Origin of the sequence: Buchananella sp. 14KM1171, from assembly GCF_041380365.1 — a bacterium.
Taxonomy (GTDB): domain Bacteria; phylum Actinomycetota; class Actinomycetes; order Actinomycetales; family Actinomycetaceae; genus Buchananella; species Buchananella felis.
The window spans coordinates 1,215,160-1,226,456 of the sequence record NZ_CP159981.1 but is presented as its reverse complement, the minus strand read 5'-3'; the positions used below and the strand labels follow the sequence as shown (position 1 = coordinate 1,226,456).

Sequence of the window (11,297 nt, the reverse complement as noted above, 5' to 3'; positions counted from 1 at the left end):
TCAATCAAGGAAGGCCTCCAGGATCTGCCGGGCGATCGGGGCGGCCACGCTGCCGCCCGTGTCCTCGCCGGCGGCCTGCTCGCCGCCCTCCACCAGCACCGCGATGGCGATGCGGGGGTTGTCTGCCGGCGCGAAGCCCACGAACCACGTGTGGGGGCCGCCCACGTCGCTGCCGGTCTGGGCCGTGCCGGTCTTGCCGCCCACGCTCACGCCCGGGATGGCCGCGGCGTTACCGGTGCCGTTCTCCACCTCGCTGACCATGAGCGCGCGCAGCTGGGCGGCCACCTCCGGGCTGGTGGACTGGCGCAGCTCCTTCGGACTGGAGCTGGAGATCACCTGCAGGTCCGCGTTCAGCTCCCGCTCGATCAGGTACGGGCTCATCTGCTTGCCGCCGTTGGCGATCGTGGCGGCCACCAGGGCCATCTGCAGCGGGGTGGCGCGCACGTCGAACTGGCCGATCGCGCTCATCGCCACCTCGGACTTGCTGGCGGTGGCCGGGTAGACCGAGGCCGTCACCGCAAGCGGGATCTCCAGCTCGTCCCCGAAGCCGTAGTTGGCGGCCTCCTTTGCCAGCGCCTGCCCGCCCAGCTCCATGGCGTAGAGCGAGAAGGGGGTGTTGCAGGACAGGTCGAAGGCCTCCTGCAGGGTCACCGTGCCGCTGCCGCAGGAGGCCCCGCCGTAGTTGCGCAGGATCGAACTGGAGTCAGGCAGGGCCAGCTCTGCGGGCGCATCCAGCAGGGTGTCCGGGGTGACGGTGCCGCTGGTGAGCAGCGCGGAGGCGGTGATGATCTTGAACGTGGAGCCCGGGGCGTACAGGTCGCCCGCGATGGCGCGGTTCATCAACGGCCTGCCCGGGTCCTCAGACAGCGCGTGGTAGGCCGCCTCGGCCTCCACCCGGTTGTGGACCGCCAGCTGGTTCGGGTCGAACGACGGCTTGGACACCAGCGCCAGGATGCGCCCCGTGGCCGGCTCGATGGCCACCACCGCGCCGCGCTTGTCCCCCAGCGCGTCCCAGGCCGCCTGCTGCGTCGCCGCGTCCAGGGTCAGCTCCAGGGCCCCACCGCGCGGCTGGGAGCCGGCAAACAGCTGGGCGATGCGGGAGAACCACTGGGAGGAGGCGGTGCCGCTGAGCACCGGTCCGGCGGCCTGCTCGAGCCCGGTGGCCGAGGCAAAGACCGTGGAGTAGTAGCCGGTCACCGGCGCGTAGAGCGGACCGTTGGAGTAGGAACGCAGGTACTTAAAGACGTCGTTGACCGGGGAGGAGGACGCCACCTTTTCCTCCCCCACCACGATCGGGCCGCGCTCGCGGCCGTAGGTCTCGTAGATGGCGCGCACGTTGCGCGGGTCCGCGTTCAGGCCCGGGGCGGCGATCACCTGCACGTACGAGGCGGCCGCGAAGAGCAGCACAAACAGGAGCGCAGCGATGCGCGCGGTGGTCAGGATCTGCTTGTTCACAGCCGCACCACCGTGGTCGGGTTGTCGTCCGGCTCCACCGGCGCGGCGCCGCCCTGCAGCACTGCGCCGCCGGACTCCTCGCCCCCGCAGGCCGCGTCTCCCCGGGCGTCACCGTTGAAGCAGTCACCGTTGAAGGGGGCGGCGCCATCGTGCCCGCCGGTCGCGGCCGCGCCGAAACGTGCGGGCGCCAAGCGGGCAGCGTCGGCCATACCAACCCGGGCCTGGTCGCGGTCCAGCTCACCGATCAGGGCGGCCGGCAGCGCGGCGTCCCCCAGCACGGGGGCGGCCTGCGGGCGGCGGGCGGCGTCGCTCATGCGCAGCAGCAGGGCGATGATGATCCAGGAGGACAGCAGCGAGGAGCCGCCGGCGGCCAGGAACGGCGTGGTCAGGCCGGTCAGCGGCAGCACTCGGGTCAGGCCGCCCACCACCACGAACACCTGCAGGGCGATGGAGAACGCCAGGCCGGTGGCCAGCAGCTTGCCGAAGCCGTCGCGCGCGCCGATGGCGATGCGCAGCCCCCGCTCCACCAGGATCCCGTACAGGGCCAGGATGGCAAACACCCCGGTCACGCCCAGCTCCTCCCCGAAGGAGGCCACGATGAAGTCAGAGTTCGCAAACGGCACCAGCGTGGGGTGGCCGTTGCCCAGCCCGGTGCCGGTCAGCCCGCCCGTGGCGAAGCCGAACAAGCCCTGCACCAGCTGGAAGGAGCCGCCGCCGCTGGCGTAGACCTCCGGGTCCAGCGGGTGCAGCCACGCCACCACGCGGTTGGCGATGTGCGGCTTGAGCAGGTAGGCGCCGTAGCCCGCTGCCGCGGCGGCCAGGAAGCCGATGGCGATCCAGGCGGGCCGGTCCGTGGCCACGTACAGCATGATCACGAACAGGCCAAAGAGCAGCACGGAGGTGCCGTAGTCGTTTTGCAGCACCAGGATGCCCACGCCCACCAGCCAGGCCACCAGCAGCGGGGTGGTGTAGCGCAGGCGCGGCAGGCGCATCCCCGCCAGCTTCCTGCCGGTCAGCGCCAGGTTGTCCCGGTTGTCGGCCAGGTAGGAGGCAAAGAAGACCGCCAGCAGGATCTTGGCCAGCTCCGCCGGCTGGAAGGTGGCCACCTTCAGGTCGATCCAGATGTTCGCCCCGTACTGGGAGACACCCAGCCCGGGCACCAGCGGCAGCAGGAGCAGCACGACGCTGGCCAACAGCGACAGGTAGGTGTAGCGCTTCAGGTTGCGGTGGTCGCGCACCAGGAACAGCACCGCCAGGGCCGCGATCAGCCCCACGGCGGTGACCAGGAGCTGCTTGTTACCCACCACCTGGTCGTAGTGCTCCGCGGCCAGGTAGCTGATGTCCAGCCGGTAGATCATCGCCAGGCCCAGCCCGTTGAGCGCGAAGGCCACCGGCAGGATCACCGGGTCCGCGTAGGGCGCCAGCCACTTCACCGCCCCGTAGGTGACCAGGCCCGCCCCGGCCAGCGAGGCCAGGTGGGTGCCCAGGCCGGGCGGGAGCTGGCCGGTGTTCCCCACCACGACCAGCAGGTAGGCGGCCACCCCCACGCCCAGGGCAAGCAGAAGGAGCGCCACTTCGGTGAAGTAGCGCCGCTTGCCGGGGGTGTGGGAGACCGTTGCCATTACTCGCTACTGCTCGTGGGGCTTGGCGAGACTACGGCGGGGGCCGTGGACGCGGCCGGGGTGGCCGTGGCCGGCGTGCTCGGTGCCGGGGAGGCCGGTGCTGGGGAGGCCGGTGTCGGTGACGGCGAGGCCGGGCTGTACAGGCCCGGGGTGGCGCCGACGTCCGGCGTGGGCGTGGGCACGGCCATGCGCTGGACCTCCAGCGAGCTGACGTAGTCGCGCGCCTCCTGCAGCGAGGGGCGGATCACTGCCGTCTGCAGGCGGGCGCGCACCCCGGGGGCCAGGCTCTCCACGCTCACGCCGGTGTCCTCGTACTTCTCAGACAACTGGATGGGGCCCAGCTGCTGCGGGATGCCCCGATAGATCTCCACCGTGGCGCCGGTGCCGATCACGTAGTAGTACGACTGCGCCCACATCGACGCGCCGAACAGCAGCGCCCCCAGCAGCACCAGGCCGGCAAAGGAAAAGGCCAAACGCCGGCGCCACCTGCCCCGTTTGCCGCCGGTGGACGACGTTTCCTCCGCCCGCTCCGATTCGCCACCCTCGCCCTCAGCGGCGGGGCTGGTCAGGGCGGCGGCCCGCGCGGCGGCAGAGGTGCCGCCCCGGCTGCGGGCCAGCCGGTTCGTCGCGGCGCTGCCAACAACCTGGGGGGCGGTGGGCAGGCCAGAAACGTCGGAGGTAGCGTCGTCCAAAACGTCCACCACGACCACCGAGACGTTGTCGGGGGCGCCGGCCCGCAGGGCCAGGTCCACCAGGACGTCGGCGCACGTGTCAGGGTCCGTGCCGGCGCTGACCACGGTGGCGATCGTGTCCGCAGAGACCACGCCGGACAGGCCGTCGGAGCACAGCAGCCAGCGGTCGCCGGCCCTGGCCTCCCGCACGGACTCGTCCAGCTCCAGGGCCTCCGTGGAATCGCCCAGGGTGCGCAGGATGACGCTGCGCTGCGGGTGACGCGCCGCCTCCTCCTCGGTGAGCCGGCCGGTCTGCACCAGGAAGTTGACGAAGGTGTGGTCAGTGGTGACCTGGGTGAACTGGCCGTCGCGCAGCAGGTAGGCGCGCGAATCGCCCACGTGCACCATGGCCAGCTTGTTGCCGCTGCGCAGCAGGGCGATGCAGGTGGTGCCCAGGCCGGCCAGCTCCGGGTCCAGCGTGGAGCGCTCCTTGAGCTCCTGGTGGGCGTCGTTGACCGCGCCGCGCAGCAGGCTGAGCAGGTCGTCCGCGCCGTGCGAATCGGAGTCCAGGGCGGAGAGGTGAGCAACCGCCACCGAGGAGGCGATGTCGCCGCCGGCGGGGCCGCCCATGCCGTCGGCCATCACCGCCAGGTGCGGGCCCGCGTAGGCCGAGTCCTGGTTGTTGCGCCTGACCAGCCCAACATCTGAACGGGCCGCGTAATTGAAAACTATGCTCATCGGCGCGGCTCAATCACGGTCTGGCCAATGCGCACCGAGCTGCCCACCCCGACCGGGGTGGCGGCCTTGATCTTCTCGTTGTCCACCAGGGTGCCGTTGGTGGAGCCCAGGTCCTCCACGAACCAGCCGCCGTCGCCCGGATAGAAGCGGGCGTGGCGGGAGGAGGCGTAGCCGTCATCCAGCACCAGGGTGGAGGAAGGGGAGCGGCCCACCACCACGGAGGTGCCCACCAGCGGGATCGAGGTGCCTGCCAGCGGCCCCTGGGTGACCAGCAGCCGCAGCGGCGGGGCCGCCACGGCGGCGGGGGAGTCGTGGGAAGGGGCGGCAACCGGGCCGGCCCCGCCGCGCCCCAGCCGCGAGAGGGTGCGTTGACCAACGGAGGCAGGCGGGGTCGGGGCAGGCCTGCCCGCGCCCCGGGAGCGCACGGTGGGGCCAAACAGGTCGCGGCGCAGCACCCCCACGATCAAGGCTATGAACACCCACAGCAGCGCCAGGAAACCGAAGCGCAGCAGGGTGAAGGCGAGTTCGCTCACGCGACGTCCCCAGGGGAGGTCCAGAAAAGGAAGCTCGTGCGCCCGATCGTGACCGTGTTGCCGTCCACCAGGGTGGCGGCGTCCACGCGGTGGCCCTCCACGAAGGTGCCGTTGGTGGAGCCGAGGTCGGTCAGGATCGTGCCCTGCGGGGTCACGCTGAGTTCACAGTGGACCCGGGAGACCCCGGAGTCGTCCACCACGATGCCCGCGCCCGAGCCGCGCCCGATCGTCACCCGTGGTCCGGTCAGCAGGTAGCGCCGCCCGGCGATCTCCACCACCGGGTGGGCCGGGCTGGCCGGGATCGCCCCGGCGGGGGCGACACTGCCGCGCTGGTTGGCGCCCATCACCAGGAACTGGCCGGAGACCATCTCCGGGTCCGTCTCGAATGCGACCGTGACGGGACCGATGAAGGAATATCCCTGGGAAAAGCCGTGGTCGGTGGCGGCGGCCGCGAACTCGTCGGTGAGCACGTCCTCGCCAGCCGTGGCCAGCTGCGCCCGGTCCTCCGCCGCCAGGCGGATAACGAAGGCGTTGTGGGCCACCACGCGGTCGCGATCCAGCGTGATCACGTTGTCGTCCATCGTCTTGCGCACTGCGGAGATGAGCTCCACGGGCTGCAGGCCACCACGGTTGAGGTCAAAGGCGCCCTTGAACAAGCGCTCGATACGGTGCTCTACCCGGTCAAAAACGCCCATGCTGCCTCCTATCGCAGTAGATAGTTACATCCGATGGTAGCGGGACAGGCTAGGGGATGCTCGCCACGACGCCTCAGGGAAGTTATGCCGCAAACAAAAAACCGGCGGTAGAAACCGCCGGCATTTGTGCGCGAGGGGGGAGTTGAACCCCCACGCCCTCACGGGCACACGGACCTGAACCGTGCGCGTCTGCCATTTCGCCACTCGCGCTAGTGGTCACGGACTTTGCGGTCCGCAACAGCTCGATAAATCTAGCACGGCCCCGCACGACCCGCCAAATCGAGCGCAGTGGCATCGGCCACGCCAAAGTGAGCGGGGATACGGGGCCGGGGCGGGCCGGGGCGGGGTCGGTCGGGGTCGGTGCGGTGCCCCGGAGCGTACAAGAGTGCGGTTGGGGTACATGCGACCGGCCGGTGCCGTGCCCCCAGGCGGTCGGATGTACCCCGTTGCAGCATTTGCGAGCTTGGGGGGGCGGTGGGGCGCGTCGGGGTTCGCGGCAGTCATCGCCCGGCCCCCGCGCACGCCCGGCCACGGCGTGCACACGCCAACTGCCGCCGGGCTCGCCATGGCCGGCCCGGGTCGGGGTCGGCCGGTGCCCCGGAGCGTACAAGAGTGCGGTTGGGGTACGTGCGACCGGCCGGTGCCGTGCCCCCAGGCGGTCGGATGTACCCCGTTGCAGCATTTGCGAGCTTGGGGGGGCGGTGGGGCGCGTCGGGGTTCGCGGCAGTCATCGCCCGGCCACCGCGCACGCCCGGCCACCGCGCGCACCGGGCTGCCGGGATCGGCGGGGCACGCGGGCCGCCCCTGCGCACTCCAGGGGGCGGGCGCTGAGGGGAGGGGAGGGCGGAACGTCGTGCACCAGGGGCCACTAGGGAGGACGGCGGGCGCATGCCGGCGGTATTCGCCGAGCACGCAAGAGCATGGTCGAAGGCGCGGCACCGGGCGGTCGGATGAACCCGAGTGCGGCATTTGCGGCGCGGGCGGCGGGCGCGCATATCGACGGCCGCGAGATGGGAGCCCACCGCTAACTAATTCGACGCTCAAAGCCGGCACGCGCAGCTTTGGCGGCCCATAAACTTCACCCATGACGCAACGACGCGCATTTTTTGGGGTGTCAGCTTGTCTTGCAGCAACGGCGCTAGCAATGACAGGAGCACTGACCGCACACGCCGCGGAGCCGGGCGCCGTTACCGCTCCGCAGACCGTTTCGGCGGCTGAACCGATTGCCGGAACCATCGTTGATGTAACCAAATTTGGGGCTGACCCAACCGGAACCAGGGACTCCCAGCCCGGGGTGCAGGCCGCAATCAGGCACGCGAAAACCCTGACCGGGCCGGTAACGATCTATTTCCCTAAGGGCACCTACGACCTCTATCCAGACCAAGCCGAGGTGCGTGAACTCTATCCGTCCAACACGGTAGGTGAGCGCCCGCAATACAAGGACAAGCGCATAGCAATCCTGCTGGAAAACATGCAGGACGTGACCGTGGACGGTGGGGGTTCTCTGCTGCGCCTCCACGGACAGCAAACCACCTTCGCCGCCTTGCGCTCCCAGCGCGTCACGTTCAAGAACTTTTCCACCGATCACGTGGCGCCCCGCGTGTTGGACCTGACGTTTACCGGCGCGGGCACGCTAGACGACGGAAGACTGACCAGAGAGGTGCGTATCCCGGAGGGGTATCAATACTCAATCTCGGGGCGCAACCTAACGATCCACAGCGATAACTCCCCCTACACGAATCGGCCCTACTGGTCGTACGACCCGCTGAGGCTGCCGTCCAACCCCGGCAATACCTCGCTGAACGACATGTACGAGCAGTTGCTGGACCTGGACACCGGGCACGCCTTCCGGGCCTCGTGGATGCTCCCGGTCGAGCCCCTGTTCACTGGGGTGCAGTCAATTCGAGAAAAGGCCCCCGGCCTCCTGGAGTTCACCTACCGCGCCGGCTCTGCACCGGGCGGGGTGGGCCGCTCCTTCCACGTGCGCACCTGGTGGCGCGACACCCCGGGCGCCTTCGTGTGGGAATCGAAGGACATCAAGCTAGAAGACCTCAACGTGGGGCACCTGCACGGCTTTGGCATCCTGTTCCAGTTCAACGAGAACGTCACGGTGCGCAACGTCGACTTCCGGCCCCCGCCGCAGTCCTACCGCACCACCGTCGGTTTCGCTGACCTCATCCAGGTCTCCGGGGACAAGGGAGAGGTGCTGATCGATAACTGCCGATTCGGCTTCGCGCACGACGACCCGATCAACGTTCACGGCACATACGTGCAGATGAAAAACCGGCACAGCAACCGGCAGGCCACCTTCCGCTACATGCACCACGAGACTGCCGGCTTCCCTCAGTTCTACGAGGGCAACGAGGTTGCTCTGGTTGACCGCAACACCATGCGGGACCTGCTAGACAGCGACGGGCAGCCGTGGCGCGGCCGGGTTGTGAGCGTGGATGGCCCCACGGGTGTCGATTCCAGCCACGACCTGCGCACCATGAAAGTGACGTTTGATCGCGACATGCCAGCCGGTGCCCGCGTGGATGCCGTGGTGGCAGAAAACGTCACCTACAACCCGAAGGTGACGATCAGTAACTCTCACTTTGAGTCGATCCCGACTCGCGGCATTCTCATGACCACGCGCCGCCCGGTGCTGATCGAGAACAACGTTTTTGACCAGATGGAAATGGCATCCATTTACGTCTCGGGTGACGCCAACCAGTGGTACGAGTCCGCGATGGTTAGTGACTTCACCATCCGTGGCAACACGTTCCTGCGCCCAGCCAGGGACACATACAACAACCCTGCTCCGGTGATCTTCTTTGAACCCACCTCGGGCGGGCAGAATCCGCAACTGGCCGCGCACTCCAACGTCCTGATCGAGGACAACACGTTCCTGGTCAACGACCGCACGATTCTGGACGCCAAGAGCATCAACGGTTTGACGTTCCGGAATAACCGGGTGATGCGGTACGAGGAGTCCAGTGCTCCCACGTTGGAGCTGGCCTCTAACCGCGTGGGCGTCGGTGCGCTCACTACGGCGCGCGTAGCCGCACCAACAGGAGGGGTGTCGCGCCCCGCGTTCGTGCTGCGCGGTTCAAATAACGTGGTGCTGGAGGGCAACACCTACGGAGAGGGCATCATCCGGGGCGTTCAGTTGCACCACATGACGGGCGCCAACGTGGACATTCGCGACGAGGGCGTGAGTGTGGGCGGCAGGAACTCGACTGCAAACCAGGTTTTCTACTTCTCCTCAGCACCGCAAATCGCGGCGGTAAACCAGCAGGGGCAGATCCTGGGCAAGCAGGAGGGTGAGGCCCAGATTCATGCCGTGGTGGTCACCCCCTTCGGGCAGGCCACCACCGCTCCCGTGACCGTCACGGTGGGGCAGACGGAGCCCACCTACGAGCTGATCCCGTTCGAGGTGATCCGCCCGAATCCGGCCCACGCCCGCATCGAGGGCAAGGGTCTCAGGTTGGTGCCCTCCGGTTTGGGTTCCCTGTGGTTGGACGACAACCGGGCGGGCAACATTCACCTGCTGCCCGGCAAGCAGCTGGGCGTGGGGGAGTCCGTGGTCGTGAAGATGACCGGCAGGACGCAGGACTGGTACGAGGAGGCCGGTCTGATCCTCTACGAGAACGACGACAACTACGTCACGATCCAGCGCAAGCACAACAACGGCTCCCCGTCGATCACCGTGGTCACGGAACAAAATGGGCGAGCTGAAGAGGACTCCCGCAAGGTCACTGACCCCACCCAGCAGGAACTGTGGTTGAAGCTGACTCGGCAGGAGGACGGGATTCAGGGCGCCTATTCGTTGGACGGAGTCGAGTTCTCCAATTTGGGCACCCCAGTTGTTAACTCGTCCGTGGGAGCCTCTGCTCGCATCGGGCTGATGGCGTCACTGCGGCGTAACTCGGCGGCGGATAACCACCCCTTTGTGTTCACTGACCTGAACGTGGCCGGCACGCCGGTTGAGTTGGTGCGGGAAGTGGGCAGCGGGGAGCCGGGTGCCGGTTTCGACGTGGTGCCGACCTTGCCGGAGGGCAAGCTCTCTCGCCTGGCTGACCTGGCCGGCGCGCAGTTCTCCCTCCCCATGCCGTCGGACGGCGCAAACCTGGCCGCGAAGGATGGTTTCGTGGTCAAGGCCGACCCGGCTGTTACCAGCTACACCGCTAAGCTCACGCCGGTTGCAGAAGGCGCCACGATGGTGGCCACGGTCAACGGCAAAAAGGTAATGCCGGACGGAAGTGGCAGCTACACGGTGCAGGTGGGCCGAGGGATCAACGTCTTCGAGGTGTATGTGACCGCCCCGAACCAGTTGCAGCAGCGCATCTACCGGTGGGTGGTGCTCTCAGATCAGGCCGCAGCTCCCGGGCCGATGCCTGACCCGACGCCGTCGGTGACGCCTGCTCCCTCGGTGACGCCGGATCCGACGTCGGCCCCCACGCCGCCCCCATCGACGGCGCCGAGTGTGACACCTAGCGTTTCGGTGACGCCCGCTCCGTCGGTGACGCCGGATCCGACGTCGGCCCCCACGCCGCCCCCATCGACGGCGCCGAGTGTGACACCTAGTGCTTCGGTGACGCCTGCTCCCTCGGTGACACCGGTGCCGTCCGCGTCTGCCACGCCCGCCCCGACGGCGGCTCCGATTGCCGAGTTGCCTGGTGGAAAGGTGGCCCGGATCGCCGGTTCGGACCGGGTGTTGACGTCCGTGGAGGCAATGCGCCAGTCCACCGCCGTGACCAAGACGATGGTTTTGGTCGATGGGCGCAATTTCGCGGACGCGGTGGCGGCGGGTCCGCTGGCGGCCGCTCACGGCGCCGCCCTGGTGCTCACCACCGCCCCACAGTTGGAGCCAGCCATCGTTGAGGCTGCCCGGCAAAAGGGCGTGGAGACCGTCTTGATTGTGGGGGCGGAGAACTCCGTGCCCGCCAGCAAGGCGGCAGCGCTGACGGGTGCCGGGTTCACCGTGAAGCGAATTGCTGGCCAGTCACGCTACGAGACGGCCGTGCAGATAGCCGGTGAGGTGGCGCAAAAGAACGGCGCGCCGGCACGGATCTATGTGGCCAGCGGACTGCACTACGCGGACGCGCTAGCTGCGGGCGCGGTAGCAGGCCGCACGGGAGGCGTGGTGCTCCTCAGCGCCGGCAGCAGCCTGCCGGCCCAGGTCCGGGTCATGCTCAAGCGGGCGCCTGGGGTTGAGGTGGTGGCCGTGGGAGGCCAGGCCGAAGCCGCCCTGCGAACGGCCGGACTGGCCGCGCAGGGCAAGACCCGCACGGTGGTAGGCAAGGACCGCTACGAAACGGCTGCTATGCTGGCCCGCTCCTTCGTGGCTGACGCCAAGCTGGTGGTACTCGCCTCGGGAGAGAGCTTCCCGGACGCGCTCTCCGGTGCGGCCCTGGCCGCCAACCACGACGGGGTACTGCTGCTCACGCGGGCCGGGGCGCTTCCACCGGCCACGGTGGCGGAGCTGGACGCGCGGGAAAAGGTAGCTCAGCTACGAGTGATGGGCGGCGCGAAGTCCGTCTCCCAGAAGGTCCTCGAGGCGGCCGCGCTCAGGTTGAACTAGCGTCCACGTCAGCCTGACGG

General features: G+C 68.7%; 6 protein-coding genes, 1 tRNA gene and 1 pseudogene. 2 read left to right on the top strand and 6 right to left on the bottom strand.

The genetic code is table 11. The features are described 5' to 3' along the window. The 6 genes from ABYF38_RS04785 to ABYF38_RS04760 form a co-directional block, all read right to left on the bottom strand. On the bottom strand, positions 1-1,455 hold the full coding sequence (locus ABYF38_RS04785; protein ID WP_371151148.1) for a peptidoglycan D,D-transpeptidase FtsI family protein: 1,455 nt from the start codon (positions 1,453-1,455) through the stop codon (positions 1-3). Beyond that, entirely contained in the window at positions 1,452-3,077 is a 1,626-nt protein-coding gene (locus tag ABYF38_RS04780) for an FtsW/RodA/SpoVE family cell cycle protein (RefSeq protein ID WP_371151147.1), read from the bottom strand. The genes ABYF38_RS04785 and ABYF38_RS04780 overlap by 4 nt, the downstream gene beginning before the upstream one ends. After that, the gene (locus tag ABYF38_RS04775; protein ID WP_371151145.1) at positions 3,077-4,486 is read right to left on the bottom strand and encodes a PP2C family protein-serine/threonine phosphatase; all 1,410 of its coding nucleotides are present in this window, start codon (positions 4,484-4,486) and stop codon (positions 3,077-3,079) included. Before ABYF38_RS04775 ends, ABYF38_RS04780 begins: the two co-directional genes overlap by 1 nt. After that, positions 4,483-5,019, bottom strand: coding sequence for an FHA domain-containing protein FhaB/FipA (locus ABYF38_RS04770; protein ID WP_371151144.1), 537 nt, complete (start codon positions 5,017-5,019; stop codon positions 4,483-4,485). The genes ABYF38_RS04775 and ABYF38_RS04770 overlap by 4 nt, the downstream gene beginning before the upstream one ends. Further along, positions 5,016-5,714 (bottom strand): FhaA domain-containing protein, encoded by a 699-nt coding sequence (locus ABYF38_RS04765; protein ID WP_371151143.1) that lies wholly within the window; start codon positions 5,712-5,714, stop codon positions 5,016-5,018. The genes ABYF38_RS04770 and ABYF38_RS04765 overlap by 4 nt, the downstream gene beginning before the upstream one ends. 127 nt (positions 5,715-5,841) lie before the next feature. Next, a tRNA-Leu gene (locus ABYF38_RS04760) sits at positions 5,842-5,924 on the bottom strand. Between the two features lie 874 nt (positions 5,925-6,798). Here ABYF38_RS04760 and ABYF38_RS04755 point away from each other — a divergent pair. Both ABYF38_RS04755 and ABYF38_RS04750 read left to right on the top strand, forming a co-directional pair. Beyond that, positions 6,799-7,068: pseudogene (locus ABYF38_RS04755) on the top strand (glycosyl hydrolase family 28-related protein); the annotation flags it as partial. A gap of 36 nt (positions 7,069-7,104) precedes the next feature. After that, positions 7,105-11,277, top strand: a complete 4,173-nt coding sequence (locus ABYF38_RS04750; protein ID WP_371152993.1) for a cell wall-binding repeat-containing protein — start codon at positions 7,105-7,107, stop codon at positions 11,275-11,277. The last annotated feature ends 20 nt before the right edge of the window (positions 11,278-11,297 follow it).

Bases quoted from the DNA above. Each gene is read 5' to 3' on its own strand.
- ABYF38_RS04780 (WP_371151147.1), bottom strand. From the start codon at position 3,077: ATGGCAACGGTCTCCCACACCCCCGGCAAGCGGCGCTACTTCACCGAA.
- ABYF38_RS04775 (WP_371151145.1), bottom strand. From the start codon at position 4,486: ATGAGCATAGTTTTCAATTACGCGGCCCGTTCAGATGTTGGGCTGGTC.
- ABYF38_RS04765 (WP_371151143.1), bottom strand. From the start codon at position 5,714: ATGGGCGTTTTTGACCGGGTAGAGCACCGTATCGAGCGCTTGTTCAAG.